Below are 20,382 nucleotides of genomic sequence, written 5' to 3'. Positions count from 1 at the left end.
CACTTCTACGCTCTGACTACCATGATTCCCTTGACCCGCCTGGGAACGGCGCATCGGTCGCCGCGGCAACCGGACGTTCTTCTTCGAAGCGGCGATAGGCCGGCAGCTGGTTTGTCCAGACGTCTTCGGCCAGTTCGTTGACCCATTCGCGATCATGGTCATTGTCGGCTGCGAGATAAAACATGCGGTTGTCATCGACATAGGGCTTGGCCACCGAGCGCTGGTTGAGCACCAGCGTGACGCGGTCACCGAACTGGATCGGTGCCGTCCGGTGCAGAACGCCAAGAAACTGCCCGAGCGTCGCGTAGTTCATCTTGTGGTCGATGCGCATGATACGGTTGCGCGGGATCTCGCGGCCGGATTCGAGGATGGCGCGGCCGGTCTCGGAATCGTCGCAGTAGATTTCGAGATGGCCGCCAACCAGCGGATCGCTGATCGACAGCGGAATGAGTTCAGTGACCGGAACACCGTCACAATGCCAATCGACGGCGCCATCCTTGGGATTCATGAACGTGACGGTCGAGCCGACGATCGACAGCGGGTAAGGCTCGAGCTTGGTGCCCATCATGTCGGACAGACGTTCCAGGCGCAGCTTGTCATGCAGCAGTTCCTTGATCTCCGGAATGAAGCGATCGGCGCCGGTGATGAAGGTCAGATCGAGATGCTTGTGCACGGCGTGGCTGGCCTTGAGCTTCAACGCCGCCTCCTCGATCGCCGCCAGCAACGCCGGGTCGTAACCGTGCAGATACTGCGCAACGCCGAAACTCGACACTTTCCAGGCTGTCTCGTGACCGATAATGGCTTCACGGCTCATCGCATAGCGCAAATCGGGAATGGTATGGGCGTTCATTCTACTTCTCCAGGGTGGGGGCATCACTTGGTAAACAGTCGATTAGTTCCCCCACCCCTGTAAAATTAGGAATGCTGGTGCTAGTGTAAGCCCAGCTTAAGGTCGAAACCCGTGCGTCTGCTCAGTCAGGTCAACCTCAATTCGCTGAAGATTGTGGAAAGTGCCGCCCGGCACCGTAACTTTACGCGCGCCGGCGAAGAGCAGTTCATTACTGCTTCCGCGGTCAGCCAGCGCGTCAAAAGCCTTGAGGACCAGCTGCGCTTCAAGATCTTCCAGCGTGGCGGCAATGCAGTTTCGCTGACGCCCGAGGGCGAGACCTATGTGTCGCGCGTTCGCGAGGCATTGGAGCGGATCGTGGCGGCCAGCATGGAAGCGACCGGACAGTCGCAGGCACATGTGCTGAAGATTTCGGTGCTGCCGACTTTCGCCGCGCGTTGGCTGTTTCCGCGGCTGCCGCTGTTCCAGCGGCAATATCCCGAAATCGAGATGCGCGTCTCGACCTCCTACGCCACCAATGAGTCCGCCACTTCCGAGTTCGACCTGGAGATCCGTTATGGCGATGGCAACTTTCCCGACCTGGCGGCGGACCTCTTGTTCAAGGAGGATTTGACGCCGGTATGCAGCAGGAAACTGTTCCAGGAGATTCTCGGCGACAAGCCGGTGTCAAAGGTGACGCCGGACGACCTCAGGCACTTTACGCTGCTGCATTCCGACACCTGCACGCAGAACTGGCAGTCGTGGCTGGGTTTTGCCGGCGCGAGTTCCGTGCTCGGCGAGGCCAAGAGCATCTATTTCGATTCCTGCATGATGTCCTATGAGGCGGCCAATGCCGGCATGGGCTTTGCAGTCGCCAACCGCGCCTATATGGCGAGCGATATCCGCGCCGAGCGGCTGGTGGCGCCGTTTGCCGTGCATCACCCCAACAGTGCCGGCTGGTATTTCGTCAGTCCGGCCACCGCGCTCTACGCGCGCAAGGTGGACCTGTTCAAGCAGTGGATCATGGCCGAGGCGGCGCTGACGCAGGGCCAGCTGGACGCCGAGATCGCCAGCGGCCCGGTAATGCGCAAGGCTATGGCCTGAGGTCGCTCCTACTGAGAGCGTTCTTGCCCACAATGCAGCATCCCGGATTGAGCCTCATCAGCTCGTCGGCGGAACTGTATCTGATCGGGCCATGTGGAGATTTTACAGCATCGGCAACCGCTCTCGCGATCAGCTGACGGTCGCTCAGCCGTTCCCGATAATTGTAGACCACAGTCCAAAAGACCATCGCCGCGATTGTGATCGAGGCGAATATGAGGGCACCGGACAGAAGCTTTTTCATCTTTCCGGCTGTACCCGTGCAGAGCGGACCAGTCGTGGCGAGATGCTGCAGGATTTCAGGGTTTTCTGCTGATTTTGTGCAGGAGCGCCGTCATGAAGCAGGTCGATGCGGGCCACCTCATGACGCAGAGGAAAGACTCAGCTATCTTCGGTCGTGCGGCGGGCCTGTTTTCCCGCTTGGCCGGCGCTTTCAGCTTCCTCCCGAGCAGCGCCGGCCTTCTTCCCTCAGGCGCTGTTTCGCTTCACCGCTATTTTGAGACGATCATTGCGCCGGTGACGGTTGTTCGCCACCAGTTGCCGGCTTTGGCGCCGAATCCGTCTGCGGGGTTTGATCGAGCACCGGGGCTTTGGTTGGCTGGATGTCGCTGTCGCAGGCCGCGAGCGCCAGGCCTGCGGCAAACAGAATCAGAAGCCTCTTCATGGCAACCTCCTAGGTCTGCCCTCTCCTTCGTAAAGGCAACGAGGTGGTTCGGCTTTGGTTGCACGCCCGCAGGCGACGCCTCCCGCCGGCTGGAACCAAATGCCGCCCCCGGGGTTGGTTGCCCGAAGGAGATCGCGCCATGATCCGTCTGCTCATAACCGGCCTTGTCGCCTATGCGGCCTATCGCGCCGCCAGAAAAATCATCGACGAGGTGCCTGACGATTTCGAACCGCTGCCGATACCCGGCGACGAACGCGCCTTGCGACGCCAGTCGGCGGCAATGGGCGTCGCCCCGCGGAGATAGGCCAGCCATCCCCACAGGGATAAAGCCTGGTAGAGGCCGTACCGCTCTAGCCCGTTGCGAACAAAGCAGAAACGATGCTTGATGGGCGATGACCATCGCCATCAATGATTCGACCCTGCAGCCTGCCTATCTCGCCAAGCTCAACGCCGAGCAGCGGCTGGCCGTCGAGCATGGTGACGGCCAGGTCGCCGGGCCGTTGCTGGTGATTGCCGGCGCCGGCTCCGGCAAGACCAACACGCTGGCCCACCGGGTTGCGCATCTGATCGTCAAGGGCGCCGATCCGAGACGCATCCTGCTCATGACATTTTCGCGCCGCGCCGCCACCGAAATGGCCAGACGGGTCGAACGCATTGCCGGCGAGGTGCTGGGCCGCGATGCGTCCGTCATCGCCGACGCGCTGGCCTGGGCGGGTACCTTTCATGGCATTGGCGCCCGGCTGTTGCGCGACTATGCACTGACGATCGGCCTCGATCCCGCCTTTACCATCCACGATCGCGAGGATTCCGCCGACCTGATGAATCTTGCACGGCATGAGCTCGGCTTTTCGAAGACCGAAAGCCGGTTTCCGACCAAGGTCACGTGCCTGGCGATCTATTCGCGCACTGTTAACGCGCAGGCGCCGCTCGGCGAGGTGCTGGGCACGGCTTTTCCCTGGTGCTCGGGGTGGGCCGAACAGCTAAAAGAGCTGTTCGCCGGATACGTCGAAGCCAAGCAGGCGCAGAACGTGCTCGATTACGACGACCTGCTGCTCTACTGGGCGCAGATGGCGGTCGAGCCTGAAATCGCCACGCATCTTTCTTCCCGTTTTGATCATGTGCTGGTCGACGAATACCAGGACACCAACAGACTGCAGGCCTCGATCCTTTCAGCGCTGAAGCCGGACGGCGCCGGACTGACGGTGGTCGGCGACGACGCGCAGTCGATCTATTCGTTCCGCGCCGCCGAGGTGCGCAACATCCTGGATTTCCCCCAGCAATTCGCGCGAGCCGCAGACGTCATCATGCTGGAGCGCAATTACCGCTCGACCGAGACCATTTTGGCGGCGGCCAATGCGGTGATTTCCGAGGCGTCGGAGCGCTTCACCAAGAATCTGTGGTCGGAGCGCAAATCCTCGCAAAAGCCGAAACTGGTCAGCGTGCGCGACGAGGCTGAACAGGCAAATTATGTCTGCCAGGCGATCCTTGCCGAGCGCGAGGCCGGCACGGTGCTCAAATCGCAAGCGGTGCTGTTTCGCGCCTCGCATCACAGCGGGCCGCTGGAGATCGAGCTGACGCGCCGCAACATCCCGTTCGTCAAGTTCGGCGGGCTGAAATTCCTCGACGCTGCTCACGTCAAGGACGTGCTGGCGGTGCTGCGCTTTGCCGAGAACCCGCGCGACCGCGTCGCCGGCTTTCGCGTGCTGCAGCTTCTGCCTGGCATCGGCCCTTCGGCGGCCAGCGCCGTCGTCGAGACCATGGCGACATCGCTCGATGAGGCGATGGGGCTGGCCCGCTACCGGCCGCCGCAACGCGCTGCGGAGGACTGGCCAGCTTTCGTTTCGCTGTTTTCCGGCCTGCGCGCCAGGTCAGGCAAATGGCCGGCCGATCTCGAACAGGTCAGGCTGTGGTACGAGCCGCATCTTGAGCGCATGCATGAGGATGCAACGACGCGGCGAGCCGACCTCCTGCAGCTCGAGCAGATCGCCTCCGGCTACGCCTCGCGCGAGCGCTTCCTGACCGAACTGACGCTCGATCCACCGGATGCGACCAGCGACCAGGCCGGGCCGCCGCATCGCGATGAGGACTATCTGATCCTGTCGACCATCCATTCGGCCAAGGGCCAGGAATGGAAGAACGTCTTCGTGCTCAACACCGTCGATGGCTGCATCCCGGCCGATCTCGGCGTCGGCACCAAGGAAGACATCGAGGAGGAGCGCCGGCTGCTCTACGTCGCGATGACGCGGGCCAAGGACGGCCTGCACCTGGTGACGCCGCAGCGCTTTTATCCGCACAACCAGCCGGCGCGCGGCGACCGCAACGTTTATGCCTCACGCAGCCGCTTCATACCGGCCTCCATCCTCGGCGCCTTCGAGCAGACCTCGTGGGCGAGCGTCCACGCAAAGGACGATCCTCGCCACAGACCTGACGTTCGGGTCGACCTCGGCGCCCGCATGCGCGGCATGTGGAAATAGCCGCCGGCCGCAACCGCGGATGCCGACCGGGGGAGCGACGTCAAAAAGCAAAATTCTCTGTCATGGAACCTCGGGCCCCGCGCCGCGTTTTCTGGCGTCCAACCCTGATCGGAGAGCGGCGACCGCCTCCCCTCCGCCAATCCAGAGAGGCCAGAATGCACGACGCGATGTTCTTCACCCCGGTTGCCGTCACCGTTGGCGCCGGCCACAAACGCATGCTCGCCTCGCTGTTCGAAATGCATGATTTCCTGACCGAATTTCCGCCGTCGCGCCGACGCGTGAGCTATGGCGCCGCGGTGAAGGCCTGCGAGGCGGCACGCGCCGGCGAAATCTCGACTGAGGCCGCGCGCGATGCGCTGATCACCTTTGCGGTGACGGCCGGCATCCTCTGGCCACCAGTCCAGCCGATCATCTCGGTCAAGCCGGTCGCGCGCGGCTATGGCGGCTACGCCGCCTGAGACGGCGGATCAAACCTGGCCGGCGAAAAGATCAATCGGACTTGCCGGCCGGCGTAGGTGCGGCTTCGGCCAGCCTTGCAGCTTGCGCGAGCTGTCCGGTGCTGCCGACAAACAGATAGGCAAGCTGCTGATGATAGAGCGGCGGGACCGGATCATCGGTGCCGTATTTCTGCGGCATCCTGTAGGGCATGAACAACGTGCCTCCCAGCATGTCGAGCAAAGGCAGCTGCCCGGCGAAATTCTTGTCCCAGGCTTCACGCTCATTGGCATGATGCCAATGATGAAACTGCGGTGACGCCAGAAGCCATTTCAATGGTCCGACCTTGATACGCGTGTTGGAATGGATGAACAGCGACTGCCACTGATAGATCAGTGTGAAGATCAGTATGGCAGTGCTCGAAAAATCGAGCGCGAAAACCGGCACGAACGAGGCCGATTTGGTCAGAATCTGGTCGACAGGATGGACGCGGTGCGCGGCCAGCCAATCCATCTCCTCGATGCTGTGGTGGATCGAATGGAAGCGCCACAAGGGATGAACGGATTGTTGACGGGCCGCGCCGTGAACCGGCAGATTCAGACGCTCACGACAAGGAATGAGGCCCTGCTGCAGTCGACATCGTGGACGGCAACAGCTCCACTGCGCTTTGTCAGGTCGGCGTCGCAGCGATCCGCCTGATTAGGCCTGCTCCGACCCTATCGCTCAGTCTCAATGGAACGTTGCCGGGTCGCCAGTCAGCAGGCCGCGCGGCCCGGTTGTCTCAAAACTGACCTGGTCGCGCCCGTTCGACTTGGCCTTGTAGAGATGCCGGTCGGCCGTCAGGAACATGTCGGCATAGGTGGTAGGCCCGCTGAAGGCGACGCCGCCGATGCTCACCGAGAGCGGACAAGGTCGTCCACCCGGGGCAAATTCGACCTCGCGGATGCGCCGCCGGATCCCCTCGGCGACCAGCCAGGACTGCGACGGGTCGGCGCCGGGCAGGAAAACGGCGAACTCCTCGCCGCCGATGCGTCCGACAATGTCGGCGCCGCGCAGCTGGGCCTTGATCGTCTCGGCAATCAGCTTCAGCGCCTGATCGCCGCAATCGTGACCCAGTCGATCGTTGATGGTCTTGAAATGGTCGGCGTCGACGATCAGCAAAGCGCCGGCATTGACGACGGCCTGGCTGCGCGCCTGGTCGAGATAGGCTTCAACCAGCATTGAAAACGCGCCGCGGTTGAACACCGCCGTCAGGCTGTCGGTCGCCGCGACGATGCTCAGCTCTTTCTGGGCGATGGCCAGCTGACGCATCTTGTACATCAGGAAAGAGAAGAACGATCCACCCAGCACAAGCGGCAGCAACAGGTCGGTGAGTTGCGCCCAGCGCAACGCATCAGGCGACAGCGACGGAAAATTGTAGGAATCGACGAAGAAGGCAGCCGCGATACAGATCGCCGTGCCGACAACTGTGACCACTATGACCCTGCCCCAACTCGTGGGCGACAGATCGATCCGCATGCCATTCTCCACCGTGTCCGCCATTTTGCAGTAGGAACACAAATGAAACCCTAAAACCTTGCCTTCAATTGTAATGTGGTTAACAGCCCGTCGAAAGCACGGCCATCGCCGTGAAGATGCCGGCGGTCACAAAAAGCCCGCCACTCGCGTGGCGGGCTTTCCGACTGGCCGGAGGCTTCTCGTCAGCGCATGTCCTCGGGAAGTCCGGGGCATGCAGTAGGAGAGTGCCGTAAAGCCTCACGGCTGGTTCGACACTCCGGCGAACCCCGTCTCAGCGACGGGAGATCATCAGGCAGAGCTGCCGCAGGTCGCTGTCGTAGGTGCCCTCGCTGCTGAGCACATCGATGCAGCGCTTCTTCATGCGTGTCAGCTGGCTGCTCGACATGCTGGCGACGACGCCCGGCATAGCCGGCGTGGTGGCAGTTGCCGCAGTGCCGAGGGTGCCAGGAACCCCTGGCGTTCCAACTCCGACATCGGCGCTCGTGCCGCCGAGTGTCACGCCGACCGCGCTGTTGGTGCCGTTGCCCAAAGTCGCATTTGCTCCAGCGCCGTTGGTGCCACCGATGGATGCGGTAGCTGTGGAACTGCTGCCGCCGATGGTGGCAGTCCCGTCGGCGCCATTTGTGCCGCCGATCGAAACGTTGGCACTGGTTCTGCTACCGCCGAAAGATGCATTTGCGTCAGCTCCATTTGGCCCGCCCGCATTGGCGTCGGCTCTGTTTCCGCCGACGGATACGCCGCCAAGTCCACCAAGCCCGACGCTTTGGGCGTTCGCAGGCATGGCGAGAATAACGATGATTGCACCACTCGCCAATGTACTGGCGATTCTCTTTACGATACTGGCCATAACACTCTCCTGTGTGGTTTTTTATTTTCGCATTTCAGCACTCACAGATTTAAACGCACTCGTCCTTTTTCGAGGAGATACGCGGAGAGCGGTGTTTTGGTTTCTTTAGCTTTTGTGCATATGAAGAGTCGTGGTTTTTAATCTCTACGCTGCGGCAAGAAGAATTTAGACGAACTTGCTCAAATTTTTAAATTTGAGGAATCTACCACTCGGATTGCTGGAAGGTGCATCAGGCGTAGGCGCGGCCTTCCTCGCTGCGCTGGAACAGCACCAGATCGAGCGGCACGGAGGGCCGGCCAAGCACGGTCAGGATCATGTGGGCATGGCCGCGATGATGGGTCTGATGGTTGAAGAAGTGGCTGAGCGCCGGCGCCAGTCGCTGCGAAACGGTGCGCATATCGGAAAGCGTCATGTAGGAGAAGCGGCCGGCAAGCGCCTTGTCGCTCATGCCGTCGATCCAGCCGATGATCCTCTTGTCCTCCGCCTCGCGCGCCTGCCACAGGACAGGCAAAGCACGGTGGAGGATGGCGTCGGTTCGCGACGGTGCGTCGCCCGTGCCGGTGAAGCGCTTCATCCAGACGCGGTCCGCGGCCAGCAGATGATTGAGCGTGCCGGCCATCGAGCCGAAGAAGGCGCCGACGTCCCTTTCGAATTCTTCGTCCACGAGATCGGCGGCAGCATTGTAGATGCGGCCATTGGCCCATTGATTGTAGGCCGCAAACATCATGAAATGCTGTTTCATCTTTTCTTTCCCGCCGACGAGTTCCGCTTCAGCCGCAGGCGCCTAATTAGACCGCGAGGACGCAGCCGCCAATGACCATTCTGTTCTATGAACTCGTCGGACGCGACACGACCCGTCCGTTCAGCCCGCATTGCTGGAAGGTTGCCATGGCGCTTGCACATAAAGGTCTGGACAGATCCAGCCTGCCGACCCGCTTTCTCGACGTGCCCAAGGTCGAGGGCGGTGTCTCGAAGACCGTGCCGGTGATTCGCGACGGCGAGCGCGTGGTGGCCGATTCCTTCGCCATCGCGCTTTATCTGGACGAGACCTACCCCGAGCGGCCGACGCTGTTTGCCGGCGACGGCGGCAAGGCGATGGCGCGTTTCATCGAACGCTGGTCGCAACTCACCATCCATCCCTATGTCACCACGGCCGCGCTGCTCGACATCCACGCCATGCAGGACGACGAGAACGCCGCCTATTTCCGCTCCAGCCGCGAGCAGCGTTTCGGCAAGCCGCTGGAAGCGGTGACGGCCGCCCGCGATGCCGGGCTCGCCGGCTTCCGTGCCGCTCTGGAGCCGCTGCGTTCGATGCTCGGCTATCAGCCGTTCATCGGCGGCGCCTTGCCGCTCTTTGCCGATTACATCGTCTTCGGCGCGCTGCAATGGGCGCGCATCACCTCGCCCTATCGCTTGCTCGACGAAAGCGACGTCGTTGCGCAATGGTTCGAACGCTGCCTCGACCTTCATGACGGCCTCGGCCGTACGGTGGAGGCGGCACAATAAGGCAATAGGGCAATAAGGCAGTAGGGCAGTAGGTTACGGTGCTCGGACTGCCTCAACTAAACCTTCCCCTACTGCCCTACTGCCCTACTGCCCTACTGCCTTACTCCCCTAGCGAGACCGCCATGCCGTCACCTCCCGATTTCACCGCCGATTTTCGCGCCGGGCTCGTTACGCTGCTGCGCTGGCGCCGGGATGTGCGGCGCTTCGAGCGGACGGCCTTGCCCGAGGGGACACTGGAACGGCTGCTGGAGCTTGCCAGCATTGCGCCGTCCGTCGGGCTCAGCCAGCCGTGGCGCTTCGTTGTGGTCGACAGCGCCGAACGGCGCGCGGCCGTGAGAGGCTCTTTCGAGCGCTGCAATGCCGAGGAGCTCACATGCTTTTCCGGCGAGCGCGCAGCGCTCTATGCCCGGCTGAAGCTTGCCGGTCTCAACGAAGCACCTTGCCAGTTCGCGGTTTTCGCCGACCGTACGACGGAACAAGGTCACGGGCTTGGCCGCATGACCATGCCGGCGACCATCGACTATTCGGCCGTCATGGCGGTGCATACTCTGTGGCTGGCGGCGCGGGCAGAAGGCATCGGCATGGGCTGGGTGTCGATCCTCGACGCGGCCGAGATGGCCAAGATCCTCGATACACCGCCCGAATGGACGCTGATCGGCTATTTCTGCCTCGGCTATCCCAGCGAGGAGCACGACGTGCCGACGCTGGAACGCGAGGGCTGGGAAAGCCGACGGTCGCCCCTGGTGATCAGGCGATAATTCCGGTCACTTCGCCTCATCCTTGGCGATGAGCCTGACGCAGATCGGGTCGCCCTTCGGCATCGGCGTACATTGCCATTCCGGGCCGAAACCGAAGTTGGTATTCTTCCCGAGCCCGAGCAGCATGGCAACGACCAGACCGCCGAAGAGGGCAACCATCAGCAGGATCCCCTTGATATCCCCGGGTCTCAGATCGTGCCAGTTCATCTCGCCGAAGGTCCTCCGGTATCCGGCTTCCCATCCAACTGATTTCCCTGGAGATGATACCCCCGCCCCTGCGACCCGTCCATCTTCGCCCCGGCCGATCTGTCGCCCTTCGACGGCGACACCGTACCAGGACATGGGGCGACCCTATCAGTTCAGCCGCGAAGACAGCCGGCTCTACGGCCTGCCGCCGCTGCGCGACGTCGGCGCCGCCAGGGCGCCGGTCGCGGCGCAATAGCGCGGGTCGAGCGCCTCCCCTTGGCAATGGGTCGGGCGGCTTGTATAGAGCCCGCCACTCCCAATTCCACTCTTCATCACAAGGACGACCAATGGCGATCGAACGCACCTTTTCCATGATCAAGCCGGATGCGACCCGGCGCAACCTCACCGGCGCCATCACCAGGATGCTGGAAGAGGCCGGCCTGCGCGTCATCGCCTCGCGCCGTGTGTGGATGAGCCGCCGTGAGGCAGAAGGCTTCTACGCCGTCCACAAGGATCGCCCGTTCTTTGGCGAGCTGGTGGAATTCATGTCGTCGGCGCCGACCATCGTCCAGGTGCTCGAAGGCGAAAATGCCATTGCCAGGAACCGCGAAGTGATGGGCGCTACCAACCCGGCCAACGCCGCCGAGGGCACCATCCGCAAGGTGCATGCGCTGTCGATCGGCGAGAATTCGGTGCACGGCTCCGACGCGCCGGAGACAGCCGCGCAGGAGATCAAGTACTGGTTCTCCGACACCGAGATCGTCGGCTGAGCCGACGCGAACGGAATGCATGCAAAAGGCTGGCGTTTCGCCGGCCTTTTTCTTTGGCGTCGGACCTCGCTGCACTCCCCCCGAAGATCGGCCTGCGCTAAGGTCGGATCACGCACCAGCGGATCCGACCCGACCATGACCAGTGCCATCCCCGGTTTCTTCCAGGGCACCGAGATGCCGTCGAGCGGCTGGTGGGAGGCGCTGTGGCCGGATCCCGCCGGCGTGCTTGCGGCAACCGGGCTGAAGCCGGGCATGGAGGTGGTCGACCTCTGCTGCGGCGACGGCTGGTTTACGCTGCCGATCACCGCCGTCGCCCGCCGTGTCATCGCCATCGATATCGATGCCGACCTGCTGGAAGCCGCGCAACGACGGCTGACCGGCGCCGGCGTGACCAATTGCGAATTCGTCGCCGGCGACGCCTACGAACTCGCGAGCCTGGTGTCCCGGCCAGTCGACTTCGTCTTCATGGCCAACGCCTTCCACGGCGTGCCCGACCGGCCGCGCCTGGCGCGTGCCGTGCACGAAGCGCTCGCCCCCGGCGGACATTTTGTCATCGTCAACTGGCACCAGCACCCGCGCGAGACGACGACAGTGCTGGGCGAGCCGCGCGGCCCGCGAACCGAACTCAGGCTGTCACCGCAACAGACCATCGCGGATGTCGAAGCCGGCGGCCTGAAGCTTGTTAAACTGGTCGAGGTGCCGCCCTATCACTATGGGGCGCGGTTCGAGAAGGCGAAGCCGGTCTGAGCTCAACGAATGAGCGGCGTGTCCCAGAGGTCGCCGAGCAGCGTTTTCAGTTCCGTGAAACGCTTCTGCCCAAGCTCCTTGGCCCATTCGCGCTCGACGTCCAGCAAGATGTCGGCCATTTTCTGGTAGGCGGCGCGCCCGCGGTCGGTGAAATGGACAATGGTCCCGCCGCTTTCGTCGGGTGCCGCCGAGCGGATGATGTAACCCATCGCTTCCAGTGTCTTCAGCAGCTGGTTCATGGCCTGCTTGCTCATCCCGGCGCGCTCGGCAAGCGCGCTCGGCCGAAGGCCATCAGGGCCGGGATATTGGATCACCGCCATATGCGGCGGGCTCAGATCCTCGAAACCCGACGCCTTCAGATCCCGGATCAGTTTGCGGTGAATGGCCATGGCCGGCACGCGCAGCAGCGCACCGATCAACGGTGGCTTCCTTGGTGGATCTTCCGTGGATGACGGCATTGACACTCGAGTAAATTGAGTTTACTTGTTTTGGTAAATTCGATTTACCACATAGGAGGATGGAATGCTAGACAAAGCCGGCCAGGTTCGCGTCAATCCTGCGGAGGAGACAATCAGCCATGGCGGCCTTGCCGTGCACTTCCTGCTGACCGGCGACCAATCGAACGGCAGCATCGCCGCCTTCGAACTGACGGTCGCCGGTTCGCAGCGCCTGCCCGCCCCGGCACACAGCCATGACCACTATGAAGAGACGATGTACGGGATCGAGGGCGTGCTGACGCTGACCGTCGACGGACACCGGCACGATATCGGACCCGGCCAGGCGCTGTGCATTCCGCGCGGCGCGGTCCACCGCTTCGACAACGACACCGCCGAGAACGCCAAGGTGCTTTGCGTGGTGACGCCGGCGGCGATCGGTCCGGACTATTTTCGCGAGGCCTTCGCCATCTTCAGCGCCGGCGGCCCGCCCGACCGCGCCAGGCTCATGGACCTGATGCGCCGGTTCGCCCTGACGCCGGCGCCGCCGCCACCGCAGACGTGACGCTCTCCCAAGTGGTCAACTGGCGGCGCGGCGTATCGGACGAACAAGAGTTCCCGCCGCCCGTAGCGGCGGGTTTTCTGTCACTTCGCTTGGCGCTCTTTCACATTTGCATGATCGTTCGCCGCTTCGGTGTCGGTGGCCGGTGTCTGGGTGTCGTCGCCGACAAACGGACTGCCCTGCCCAGGCGCCAGGTCGCCACTATGGCCGGCCTTGTTGGTCTGGAAGGGTTGGCTGTCAGGACTGAGACCATGCTGAAGTGCATTGAACAAATGGTCGTCGGCCCTGGCAAAGCCGGCGAAGGTAATCAGCGATACGCCTGTGGTGGCAAGGATAAGCGCGTGCTTTTTCATGTCTGGACTCCTTTTGAGTGGCCAGATCGAGCCGCATTCGGTCTGGCGGCTTCAGTGAAGGGACATGTCCCTTTTGCCTACCCGCCATATGGGAAGTTAACGCTTCGCGCGGCCGGACTATTCCCGGCTGTCGCGTAGTCCGGGTCGGAAAAGTCGCGAAGACGATTCCCGCGCCGCCGCCACGCCAGGTCCGTCGACGTCAGCTTGCCGCGTTGAACCGCAAAATGTCGCGGCCGTCCTTGTTGGTGATGGTGAGCTTGCCAGCATCGATATGGTACGACGCCGCCTTGACCAACGCCTCGAACAGCGCCTTTTCCTCGGCCATCACCTCCGGCGCGCAGGCCTTGTAGGTCGAGCCGATGTCGCTGACGGCGATCGTCGAGCCCTCGACCTTGGCGGTGGCGAAATAGGCGTTGCAAGGGCCGCTGCCGCCGGCCTTGCCGGCTTCACTGACCCTGAACGTCGCTTTCGGTTGCGCGATCACACCGATGCCGTCGATATATTCGACCAGCCAGCTCTGATCGAACAGCGAGGCCGAGGTCGGCTTGTCGCTCGGCGCCACCATTTTCAACACGATCGTCTGCGGCGCATCGCTCAGCGGATCGACCTGATAGCGTGTGTCCGTGATGAACAGCAGCTTGTCGTCGGCGGTGATGCGCGCCTGCAGCGCGTAGGTCATGTTGGGCCGGATCACCGTTGGATCGAAGCTGATCTCGAACTTGATCGGCACCTGGCCGGCCGGCGCCACCTTGCGTTCGCCGACAATGGCGGCCGGCGCATCGGCCAAAGACACGTCGGCCAGCTGTACCGAAAGTACGGCGTTGGGCGGCAGCGCGATGCGCTCGCGATACATCACCTCGCCCTTCAGGGTTTTCTCGGCCGCGACAGACATTTCGGGAACGGCCAGCATGCCGACGACCAGCGGCACAAAACCGAAGACGAAGAATTCAGCGATCCTGTCCAGCATGCCCTTGCTCCCTTTTGCCAGATGCGATTTGGCCAAGGGAATGCGGTCAATACATGGCTACGCCGAGATTTATTCAGGCCGCGCCTTCCAGCGCGCCGCAGCCTGGTCGTCGGCGTCCTTGGCCTCGACCCAGCCGCCGTCGGTGCCGTCTAGGCGATGTTCCTTCTTCCAGAACGGCGCGCGCGATTTCAGGAAATCCATCAGGAAATTCGCCGCTTCGAACGCCGCCTGCCGGTGCGCGGAGGCCGCCACCACCAGCACGATGTTTTCGCCGGGTGCGATCTTGCCGTGGCGATGGATGACCGTGAGCCCTTGCAACGGCCAGCGTGCTATGGCTTCGGCGGCGATGCGGCCGATCTCGGCTTCGGCCATGCCGGGATAATGTTCGAGCTCGAGTGCCGACAGCTGACCTTCCTCGTCACGGCAGAGGCCTTGGAAAGACACCACGGCGCCGATGTCGGCGCGGCCCTGCGTCAGCCTGGCGATCTCGGCGGCAACGTCGAAATCCTCACGCTGGATGCGCACCATCGGCACGCCGGGCATGGCGTCAGCCCCCGGTCATCGGCGGAAACAGCGCGATCTCGCGCGCGCCGGCGACTTTTTCCCGATGCTCTACATGTTCCTGGTTGATGGCGACGCGGATCACGTCGGGATATTGCAGCGCGTGCTCATACTCCTCGCCGCGCGATTTCAGCCAGCGCAAGAGGTCGGCCACCGTCTCGATACCGGCCGGCAATTCGACGTCTTCCTCAGGCTTGCCGATCCGTTCGCGCACCCAGGCAAAATAGATGAGTCGCGTGGTCATCTTACTCGTCCATGATGTGCTTGAGGCCGGCGCGGAAATAGTCGTAGCCGGTGTACAGCGTGACCAGTGCGGCGATCCACAACAGCACCAACCCGGTCTGCGTGGTCAGCGGGAAGATCTTGTCGCCGGCAGGGCCGGCAAGCAGGAAGGCGATGGCGACCATCTGGATGGCGGTCTTCCATTTGGCGAGCTGGGTCACCGGCACCGAGACCTTCAGCGCCGCCAGATATTCGCGCAGGCCCGAGACCAGGATCTCGCGGCACAGGATGATGATCGCCGCCCACAGCGACCAGCCGGCGATGCCGGCGTGCCGGTCGGTGTCGGCGGCCAAGAGCAGCAGGCAGGTGGCGACCAGCAGTTTGTCGGCTATCGGATCGAGCATCTTGCCGATGTTGGAGGTCTGCTGCCAGGCGCGCGCCAGATAGCCGTCGAGATAATCGGTGATCGAGGCCAGCAGGAAGATGATCAGCGCCGACCAGCGGGCGAAGTCGCTCGATTTCAGATGCCCTTCGAGAAAAAAGCACAGCACCACCAGCGGCACCGCGACAATGCGGGCGTAGGTGAGCATATTGGGCAGGTTGAACGCGCGCTGGGCCATATCGGGGGGACTCTTTCTGCCTGCGTACTCAAATCAGAACCGGATGTAGGGGGTCAACAGCCGAGATTCGATTGGCCAGACGAAAATAGCACCCCGTCTTCCAAAGTGGACGCATATCGTTATCCCAAAACCGCTTCACACTTTTGGGCGATATGCGTCAGCTTTCGTGGAAATGGTTGTAGACCAGTTTCGCCACCTGCTCGGAAATGCCGTCGACCTTGACCAGATCCTCGACCGCCGCACGGCTGACCGCCTTGGCGGTGCCGAAGGCCAGCAGCAAGGCGCGCTTGCGGCCGGGACCGATACCGGCGATCTCGTCGAGCGGGCTCTTGACCAATTCCTTCTTGCGCCGCGCGCGGTGAGAACCGATGGCAAAGCGGTGGACCTCGTCGCGCAGCCGCTGGACGAAATAGAGCACGGGGTCACGCACCGGGAGCGAAAACGAGTCCCTGCCCTTGACGAAGAAGCGTTCGCGGCCGGCATCGCGGTCCTGGCCCTTGGCGATGCCGATCGCCACGACGCGGTCCTCGATGCCAAGATCGGCGAGGATCTTACGCACCGCACTCATCTGGCCCTGGCCGCCATCGATCAGGATGACGTCGGGCCAGGCCGGGAAACTGCCGGAAATGTCGTCCTCGATATCATCGGCTGCCTCGCCTGCGGCCGCATCGTCGGCCACGGCGACATCGCCATGCTCCTTCAGCAGCCTTGAAAAACGCCGCTCCATCACCTCGCGCATCATGCCGAAGTCGTCGCCGGGGGTGATCTCGGTCGAGCGGATGTTGAATTTCCGGTACTGGTTCTTCACAAACCCTTCCGGCCCGGCGACGACCATGGCGCCGACGGCGTTGGTGCCCATAATGTGCGAGTTGTCGTAGACCTCGATGCGCACGGGCGGCTTCGGCAGGCCGAAGGTCTCGGCAAAGCCGGCGAGCAGACGCCCTTGCGTCGAGGTTTCGGCCAAGCGGCGGCCGAGCGCCTCGCGCGCATTCTGCAGCGCGTTGTCGGTCAAATCCCTCTTCTCGCCGCGCTGCGGCACCGAGATCGACACTTTGCGGCCGGCGCGGGTGGACAGCGCCTCGGCCAGCAGTTCCTGGTCCTGGACGGCTCGCGACAGAAGAATGTTCCGCGGCGTCGGCTTGTCGTCATAGAACTGCGCCAGGAACGAGCCCAGCACTTCCGCCCCCTCCAGCGCCGGATCGGCCTTGGGGAAATAGGCGCGATTGCCCCAGTTCTGACCGGTGCGGAAGAAGAACACCTGGATGCAGACCTGGCCGCCCTCCTGGTGGATGGCGAAGACATCGGCCTCGTCGACCGTGGCGGGGTTGATGCCCTGATGGCTCTGCACATGCGACAGCGCCGCTAGCCGGTCGCGATAGATGGCGGCGCGCTCGAAATCGAGCTCCTGCGACGCCTGTTGCATGGCTTCAGAGATCTCGGTCTTCACCTTCTGGCTGCGGCCGGACAGAAAATCCTTCGCCTCGGCGACCAGCTCGGCATAGTCACTGTGCGAGATCTCGCCTGTGCAAGGACCGGCGCAGCGCTTGATCTGGTAGAGCAGGCACGGCCGCGTGCGGTTCTCGTAGAACGAGTTGGTGCAGCTCCTGAGCAGGAAGGCGCGCTGCAGCGAATTGATGGTTCGCCCGACGGCGCCGGCCGAGGCAAACGGGCCGAAATAGTCGCCCTTGCGCGAGCGCGCACCGCGATGTTTGTAGATACCGGGCGAGACATGATCGCCGGTCAACAGGATGTAAGGGAACGATTTGTCGTCCCGCATCAACACATTGAATCGTGGCCGCAAGCGCTTGATAAGATTGGCTTCGAGCAGCAGCGCTTCGATCTCGGTGCGGGTGACGACGAACTCCATCGTCGCCGTTTCGCGCACCATGCGGCCGATGCGGGCGGTGTGGAACCGGCCTTGCGCGTAGTTGGTCACCCGCTTCTTCAGGCTGCGCGCCTTGCCGACATAAAGCACATCGCCGGCGGCGTTCATCATGCGGTAGACGCCGGGCGCATTGGGCAGCCGCTTGACCAGCGTCTGGATGACCTCGGCGCCGACCATGCCGTCGGCGTCGCCGGCATGCGGCGCCCAGTCTATCGCGGTGAAGGCGACATCGGGTCCAGCGGCCTCGGGCTCGACGATCTCCTCGGCGGCCTCGTCCTCGAGGTCGATGTCCGGCGGCATATCGTCAGCGGCGCCGGCGCGCGTCTTGTGTTTCTGGTCTGCGGGACTCATTCCACCATGCCTGTCACATCCGGCGTCTGCCATGCAAGATGCTGGCCGCCGTCGAGCGCGATCATCTGGCCGGTCACCGAGCGCGCCTCCCAGAGATAGCGGATGGTGGCGCCGAATTCGGCCAGTTGCGGGCCGCGCTTCAGGATCAGGCCGTCGACCTGCTTGTCGAAATCGTGATCTTCCTGGCGCGCATTCCTCAGCGTCGGACCGGGGCCGATGGCGTTGACGCGGATGCGCGGACCGAGCGCCTGCGCCAGCATCTCAGTCTGCGTCCACAGAGCCGACTTCGACAGCGCGTAGGAGAAATAGCGCGGCGTCGGCCGCCAGACGCGCTGATCGATGATGTTGACGATCAGCCCCTCCTGCCCCTGCGGCAAGGCACGGGCGAAGTTCTGCGCCAACAGCGCCGGCGTCTTCACATGGATGGCGAAGTGGCGGTCCCATGCCACCCAATCGAAATCCTCGACGCTGTCGTCGACGAACAGCGAGGCATTGTTGACCAGAAGCGTGACCGGACCGAGCGCGGCCTCGGCGCGGCCGACGAGATCGCCGACGGCGGCCATGTCGGTCAGGTCGGCGGCAACCACGGCGGCGCGCCCGCCCGCGCCCCTGATGCGCGCGGCCAGCGCGTCAGCCTCGGCGCCCGAGCGATTGGCATGGATGGCGACGGCAAAGCCATGCGCGGCCAGATCCTCGACGATCGCCTTGCCGATCCGCTTTGCCCCACCCGTCACCAGCGCCACGCCTGTGGCTTCGATCATCTGTCAATCCTCAATCTACGCCCCAATTCCGCTAGCCGGCACATTGTGACGCGTCCAGGGGTTAAATGCCGTTTCCACCTGGGGCAGCAATGTGGCGAAACGGCTTTTTCAGCGCCTGGACCCGTCCGGATTCGGGCCGGCAGGACCGCAATATAGGACGCTGGACTCCTTGCACCAAGCCGAGTGCAGTGCAGCATCGCAAGCGTGCTGACATTTCGCTGTTGCGAAGATGCAACGTCAAGCTTCGGCCTCATTCGCGCCGGGGAATGACCCAGTTTCAGGTTCGCTGCCGCCGCATTTTGACACGACATTCGGAACCGTTGAGTGCCAGATCCGTTTCATCCCCCGGACGGGTTGATGGCGTTCAAGACAAACAAGCCTACGTGTCTTGTGGCTTAAGGAGTAAACAACAATGCAAGCCAATCTCAAATTCGCGCCAATCGCGGTCGCGCTCGGGCTCTTCGCCCTCAGCGGTACTGCTTTTGCCGCTGACGTCGTCTCGGAAGAGCCCCCGGCACCTGCCCCGATCGCCGAACTCCCCGTCGCTTCCTGGGCCGGCCCCTATGCCGGTGTCAGCGTCGGCTACGGTTTCAGCGGTCATGCCAAAGTCCATGACGGCGGCCCCGACATCAAGACCAAGGGCTTCGTCGGCGGCGTTTTCGGCGGCTACCAGTGGCAGCAGGAAAACTTCGTATACGGTGCTGAAGCCGATCTCGGCTACAACGGCGTCAAGGGTGACAGCGGCGGCGTCGATTCCAAGGGCGGCTTCGAAGGCTCGCTGCGCGCCCGTCTCGGCTACGCTGTGACCCCGGAAATCCTGCTCTATGGCACCGGCGGTGGCGCCCTGAAGAACCAGAAGATCTCGGTTCCGGGCGACAGCGACAGCAACACCATGCTCGGCTGGACGGCCGGCGTCGGCACCGACATCAAGATCACCGACAATGTGTTCGGCCGTGTCGAGTACCGCTACACCGACTTCGGTTCCAAGAGCTTCGACAGTGTTGGCACCAAGGTCAAGGAAAGCGACAACCGCGTCACCTTCGGCGTCGGTATGAAGTTCTAACTGTCGTTCAAGCCACGACACAAGAAAGCCGGGCCTCGCGCCCGGCTTTTTTTGTTTCGCCCGTCACGCCGGCACAGCCACCCTCAGCTCCGGAAACTTCTCGTCGAAGCGCGCTGCCCAGCGGGTCAGCCGGCCGCGGCCCTTTTCCCATTTGCCGGCGAAGCGCAGCGAGAGATAGCCAAGGCAGGCGCGCAGCGCCAACTGGCCAAGCGTGATCTTCTTCGGCAGTTTCGGCGGATTGGCGTTGAGGAGATCGAGCGCGGCGGTGATCTTCGTCCACTGGCGATCGAGCCAGGGCTGATAGACCATCTCGTCGGGCCGCGTGCGCCGCTCATAAACCATCGACAGCGCGCAATCGCAGATGCCGTCGGCCAGCGCCTCCAGCACTTCGGCTTCGAGCCGCTTGTCGGCATTGCGCGGCAACAACAGATTCTTCGATGCGCGGTTGAGGTGCTGGGTGATGGCGCGGCTGTCGTGGATCGAGCGGCCGTCGTCGAGCACCAGCACCGGGATCTTGCCGAGCGGATTGGCCGATATCAATTCGGCCGGCTTGTCCTCGGTCTTGATCGGCACCAGGTCAACAGCGATGCCGGCATAGAGTGCCGCCATGCGCACCTTGGAGCTGTAAGGGGATGAGGACGCGTAGAGCAGCTTCGGCATGATCGGTTCCCTGTTTTCGCAGACAGTGAGTTTCTACCGATCGATGTCTACAGGCAAATGCCAGCAGAAGAAAAACTGACCGCCAGAGGAACCGGTATATTGAGAGCCAGG

General features: G+C 62.9%; 26 protein-coding genes. 10 read left to right on the top strand and 16 right to left on the bottom strand.

Features of this window, described 5'->3' with window-relative positions; genetic code table 11:
• Positions 1-16 precede the first annotated feature (16 nt).
• On the bottom strand, positions 17-850 hold the full coding sequence (locus AC04SH_RS22155; RefSeq protein WP_488576636.1) for a hypothetical protein: 834 nt from the start codon (positions 848-850) through the stop codon (positions 17-19).
• A 111-nt stretch (positions 851-961) separates the two neighbouring features.
• On the opposite strand from AC04SH_RS22155, the gene AC04SH_RS22150 reads away from it, so the two are divergent.
• Positions 962-1,930 carry a LysR substrate-binding domain-containing protein gene (locus tag AC04SH_RS22150; RefSeq protein WP_488576635.1) on the top strand — a complete coding sequence of 323 codons (969 nt, stop codon included), beginning with the start codon at positions 962-964 and terminating at the stop codon, positions 1,928-1,930.
• Between the two features lie 502 nt (positions 1,931-2,432).
• Here the strand turns inward: AC04SH_RS22150 and AC04SH_RS22145 are convergent.
• The gene (locus tag AC04SH_RS22145; RefSeq protein ID WP_203278129.1) at positions 2,433-2,591 is read right to left on the bottom strand and encodes a hypothetical protein; all 159 of its coding nucleotides are present in this window, start codon (positions 2,589-2,591) and stop codon (positions 2,433-2,435) included.
• 139 nt (positions 2,592-2,730) lie between these two features.
• Here AC04SH_RS22145 and AC04SH_RS22140 point away from each other — a divergent pair, with 139 nt between their 5' ends.
• The 3 genes from AC04SH_RS22140 to AC04SH_RS22130 all read left to right on the top strand — a co-directional run bounded on the left by AC04SH_RS22140 (position 2,731) and on the right by AC04SH_RS22130 (position 5,523).
• Positions 2,731-2,895 carry a hypothetical protein gene (locus AC04SH_RS22140; protein ID WP_488576634.1) on the top strand — a complete coding sequence of 55 codons (165 nt, stop codon included), beginning with the start codon at positions 2,731-2,733 and terminating at the stop codon, positions 2,893-2,895.
• An 88-nt stretch (positions 2,896-2,983) separates the two neighbouring features.
• Positions 2,984-5,065 (top strand): ATP-dependent helicase, encoded by a 2,082-nt coding sequence (locus tag AC04SH_RS22135; protein ID WP_488576633.1) that lies wholly within the window; start codon positions 2,984-2,986, stop codon positions 5,063-5,065.
• Between the two features lie 155 nt (positions 5,066-5,220).
• Complete coding sequence (locus tag AC04SH_RS22130; protein ID WP_436259147.1) at positions 5,221-5,523, top strand: DUF982 domain-containing protein; 303 nt, start codon at positions 5,221-5,223, stop codon at positions 5,521-5,523.
• A 31-nt stretch (positions 5,524-5,554) separates the two neighbouring features.
• On the opposite strand, the gene AC04SH_RS22125 is transcribed toward AC04SH_RS22130, so the two are convergent.
• The 4 genes from AC04SH_RS22125 to AC04SH_RS22110 all read right to left on the bottom strand — a co-directional run bounded on the left by AC04SH_RS22125 (position 5,555) and on the right by AC04SH_RS22110 (position 8,607).
• Entirely contained in the window at positions 5,555-6,052 is a 498-nt protein-coding gene (locus AC04SH_RS22125) for a sterol desaturase family protein (protein ID WP_488576632.1), read from the bottom strand.
• Positions 6,053-6,229: 177 nt separating this feature from the next.
• Entirely contained in the window at positions 6,230-7,018 is a 789-nt protein-coding gene (locus tag AC04SH_RS22120) for a GGDEF domain-containing protein (RefSeq protein WP_488576631.1), read from the bottom strand.
• A gap of 271 nt (positions 7,019-7,289) precedes the next feature.
• Positions 7,290-7,865, bottom strand: coding sequence for a hypothetical protein (locus AC04SH_RS22115; protein ID WP_488576630.1), 576 nt, complete (start codon positions 7,863-7,865; stop codon positions 7,290-7,292).
• 229 nt (positions 7,866-8,094) lie between these two features.
• Positions 8,095-8,607 (bottom strand): DinB family protein, encoded by a 513-nt coding sequence (locus AC04SH_RS22110; protein ID WP_488576629.1) that lies wholly within the window; start codon positions 8,605-8,607, stop codon positions 8,095-8,097.
• Between the two features lie 71 nt (positions 8,608-8,678).
• Between AC04SH_RS22110 and AC04SH_RS22105 the strand changes: the two genes are divergently transcribed.
• Positions 8,679-9,371, top strand: coding sequence for a glutathione S-transferase family protein (locus tag AC04SH_RS22105; protein WP_488576628.1), 693 nt, complete (start codon positions 8,679-8,681; stop codon positions 9,369-9,371).
• Between the two features lie 122 nt (positions 9,372-9,493).
• Positions 9,494-10,129 carry a 5,6-dimethylbenzimidazole synthase gene (gene bluB, locus AC04SH_RS22100; protein WP_488576627.1) on the top strand — a complete coding sequence of 212 codons (636 nt, stop codon included), beginning with the start codon at positions 9,494-9,496 and terminating at the stop codon, positions 10,127-10,129.
• A 6-nt stretch (positions 10,130-10,135) separates the two neighbouring features.
• On the opposite strand, the gene AC04SH_RS22095 is transcribed toward bluB, so the two are convergent.
• Complete coding sequence (locus AC04SH_RS22095) at positions 10,136-10,336, bottom strand: hypothetical protein (protein WP_352558018.1); 201 nt, start codon at positions 10,334-10,336, stop codon at positions 10,136-10,138.
• 326 nt (positions 10,337-10,662) lie between these two features.
• Here AC04SH_RS22095 and ndk point away from each other — a divergent pair, with 326 nt between their 5' ends.
• A complete protein-coding gene (gene ndk, locus AC04SH_RS22090) occupies positions 10,663-11,085 on the top strand; it encodes a nucleoside-diphosphate kinase (RefSeq protein ID WP_192259008.1) in 423 nt (140 codons plus the stop codon).
• A 135-nt stretch (positions 11,086-11,220) separates the two neighbouring features.
• Positions 11,221-11,832 carry a class I SAM-dependent methyltransferase gene (locus AC04SH_RS22085; RefSeq protein WP_488576626.1) on the top strand — a complete coding sequence of 204 codons (612 nt, stop codon included), beginning with the start codon at positions 11,221-11,223 and terminating at the stop codon, positions 11,830-11,832.
• Positions 11,833-11,834: 2 nt separating this feature from the next.
• On the opposite strand, the gene AC04SH_RS22080 is transcribed toward AC04SH_RS22085, so the two are convergent.
• On the bottom strand, positions 11,835-12,251 hold the full coding sequence (locus AC04SH_RS22080) for a MarR family winged helix-turn-helix transcriptional regulator (protein WP_488576625.1): 417 nt from the start codon (positions 12,249-12,251) through the stop codon (positions 11,835-11,837).
• A 103-nt stretch (positions 12,252-12,354) separates the two neighbouring features.
• Between AC04SH_RS22080 and AC04SH_RS22075 the strand changes: the two genes are divergently transcribed.
• A complete protein-coding gene (locus AC04SH_RS22075; RefSeq protein WP_488576624.1) occupies positions 12,355-12,831 on the top strand; it encodes a cupin domain-containing protein in 477 nt (158 codons plus the stop codon).
• An 80-nt stretch (positions 12,832-12,911) separates the two neighbouring features.
• Here AC04SH_RS22075 and AC04SH_RS22070 read toward each other — a convergent pair whose 3' ends face one another.
• From AC04SH_RS22070 to AC04SH_RS22040, 7 genes are all read right to left on the bottom strand, one after another.
• Entirely contained in the window at positions 12,912-13,181 is a 270-nt protein-coding gene (locus AC04SH_RS22070) for a hypothetical protein (RefSeq protein ID WP_488576623.1), read from the bottom strand.
• Positions 13,182-13,380: 199 nt separating this feature from the next.
• Positions 13,381-14,148 (bottom strand): YbaY family lipoprotein, encoded by a 768-nt coding sequence (locus AC04SH_RS22065; RefSeq protein ID WP_488576622.1) that lies wholly within the window; start codon positions 14,146-14,148, stop codon positions 13,381-13,383.
• A gap of 69 nt (positions 14,149-14,217) precedes the next feature.
• A complete protein-coding gene (locus AC04SH_RS22060) occupies positions 14,218-14,691 on the bottom strand; it encodes a molybdenum cofactor biosynthesis protein MoaE (protein WP_488576621.1) in 474 nt (157 codons plus the stop codon).
• Positions 14,692-14,695: 4 nt separating this feature from the next.
• Positions 14,696-14,953, bottom strand: a complete 258-nt coding sequence (gene moaD, locus AC04SH_RS22055; protein ID WP_112560833.1) for a molybdopterin converting factor subunit 1 — start codon at positions 14,951-14,953, stop codon at positions 14,696-14,698.
• Position 14,954: 1 nt separating this feature from the next.
• Complete coding sequence (gene pgsA / locus AC04SH_RS22050; protein ID WP_140710699.1) at positions 14,955-15,551, bottom strand: CDP-diacylglycerol--glycerol-3-phosphate 3-phosphatidyltransferase; 597 nt, start codon at positions 15,549-15,551, stop codon at positions 14,955-14,957.
• A 157-nt stretch (positions 15,552-15,708) separates the two neighbouring features.
• Positions 15,709-17,787: an excinuclease ABC subunit UvrC gene (uvrC, locus tag AC04SH_RS22045; protein ID WP_488576620.1), complete on the bottom strand. Its 2,079-nt coding sequence runs from the start codon at positions 17,785-17,787 to the stop codon at positions 15,709-15,711.
• Positions 17,784-18,548, bottom strand: a complete 765-nt coding sequence (locus AC04SH_RS22040) for an SDR family oxidoreductase (RefSeq protein ID WP_488576619.1) — start codon at positions 18,546-18,548, stop codon at positions 17,784-17,786. The genes uvrC and AC04SH_RS22040 overlap by 4 nt, the downstream gene beginning before the upstream one ends.
• Before the next feature lie 412 nt (positions 18,549-18,960).
• Between AC04SH_RS22040 and AC04SH_RS22035 the strand changes: the two genes are divergently transcribed.
• A complete protein-coding gene (locus AC04SH_RS22035; RefSeq protein WP_477234886.1) occupies positions 18,961-19,611 on the top strand; it encodes an outer membrane protein in 651 nt (216 codons plus the stop codon).
• A gap of 63 nt (positions 19,612-19,674) precedes the next feature.
• Here AC04SH_RS22035 and AC04SH_RS22030 read toward each other — a convergent pair whose 3' ends face one another.
• On the bottom strand, positions 19,675-20,271 hold the full coding sequence (locus AC04SH_RS22030) for a glutathione S-transferase family protein (RefSeq protein ID WP_488576618.1): 597 nt from the start codon (positions 20,269-20,271) through the stop codon (positions 19,675-19,677).
• Positions 20,272-20,382 lie beyond the last annotated feature (111 nt).

Source organism: Mesorhizobium sp. CNPSo 4688 (assembly GCF_057784295.1).
This window is presented reverse-complemented; position numbering and strand designations above follow the sequence as displayed.

Bases quoted from the DNA above. Each gene is read 5' to 3' on its own strand.
- AC04SH_RS22155 (WP_488576636.1), bottom strand. From the start codon at position 850: ATGAACGCCCATACCATTCCCGATTTGCGCTATGCGATGAGCCGTGAA.
- AC04SH_RS22145 (WP_203278129.1), bottom strand. From the start codon at position 2,591: ATGAAGAGGCTTCTGATTCTGTTTGCCGCAGGCCTGGCGCTCGCGGCC.
- AC04SH_RS22140 (WP_488576634.1), top strand. From the start codon at position 2,731: ATGATCCGTCTGCTCATAACCGGCCTTGTCGCCTATGCGGCCTATCGC.
- AC04SH_RS22135 (WP_488576633.1), top strand. From the start codon at position 2,984: ATGACCATCGCCATCAATGATTCGACCCTGCAGCCTGCCTATCTCGCC.
- AC04SH_RS22130 (WP_436259147.1), top strand. From the start codon at position 5,221: ATGCACGACGCGATGTTCTTCACCCCGGTTGCCGTCACCGTTGGCGCC.
- AC04SH_RS22120 (WP_488576631.1), bottom strand. From the start codon at position 7,018: ATGCGGATCGATCTGTCGCCCACGAGTTGGGGCAGGGTCATAGTGGTC.
- AC04SH_RS22115 (WP_488576630.1), bottom strand. From the start codon at position 7,865: ATGGCCAGTATCGTAAAGAGAATCGCCAGTACATTGGCGAGTGGTGCA.
- AC04SH_RS22110 (WP_488576629.1), bottom strand. From the start codon at position 8,607: ATGAAACAGCATTTCATGATGTTTGCGGCCTACAATCAATGGGCCAAT.
- AC04SH_RS22105 (WP_488576628.1), top strand. From the start codon at position 8,679: ATGACCATTCTGTTCTATGAACTCGTCGGACGCGACACGACCCGTCCG.
- bluB (WP_488576627.1), top strand. From the start codon at position 9,494: ATGCCGTCACCTCCCGATTTCACCGCCGATTTTCGCGCCGGGCTCGTT.
- AC04SH_RS22095 (WP_352558018.1), bottom strand. From the start codon at position 10,336: ATGAACTGGCACGATCTGAGACCCGGGGATATCAAGGGGATCCTGCTG.
- ndk (WP_192259008.1), top strand. From the start codon at position 10,663: ATGGCGATCGAACGCACCTTTTCCATGATCAAGCCGGATGCGACCCGG.
- AC04SH_RS22085 (WP_488576626.1), top strand. From the start codon at position 11,221: ATGACCAGTGCCATCCCCGGTTTCTTCCAGGGCACCGAGATGCCGTCG.
- AC04SH_RS22075 (WP_488576624.1), top strand. From the start codon at position 12,355: ATGCTAGACAAAGCCGGCCAGGTTCGCGTCAATCCTGCGGAGGAGACA.
- AC04SH_RS22070 (WP_488576623.1), bottom strand. From the start codon at position 13,181: ATGAAAAAGCACGCGCTTATCCTTGCCACCACAGGCGTATCGCTGATT.
- AC04SH_RS22065 (WP_488576622.1), bottom strand. From the start codon at position 14,148: ATGCTGGACAGGATCGCTGAATTCTTCGTCTTCGGTTTTGTGCCGCTG.
- AC04SH_RS22060 (WP_488576621.1), bottom strand. From the start codon at position 14,691: ATGCCCGGCGTGCCGATGGTGCGCATCCAGCGTGAGGATTTCGACGTT.
- moaD (WP_112560833.1), bottom strand. From the start codon at position 14,953: ATGACCACGCGACTCATCTATTTTGCCTGGGTGCGCGAACGGATCGGC.
- pgsA (WP_140710699.1), bottom strand. From the start codon at position 15,551: ATGGCCCAGCGCGCGTTCAACCTGCCCAATATGCTCACCTACGCCCGC.
- uvrC (WP_488576620.1), bottom strand. From the start codon at position 17,787: ATGAGTCCCGCAGACCAGAAACACAAGACGCGCGCCGGCGCCGCTGAC.
- AC04SH_RS22040 (WP_488576619.1), bottom strand. From the start codon at position 18,548: ATGATCGAAGCCACAGGCGTGGCGCTGGTGACGGGTGGGGCAAAGCGG.
- AC04SH_RS22035 (WP_477234886.1), top strand. From the start codon at position 18,961: ATGCAAGCCAATCTCAAATTCGCGCCAATCGCGGTCGCGCTCGGGCTC.
- AC04SH_RS22030 (WP_488576618.1), bottom strand. From the start codon at position 20,271: ATGCCGAAGCTGCTCTACGCGTCCTCATCCCCTTACAGCTCCAAGGTG.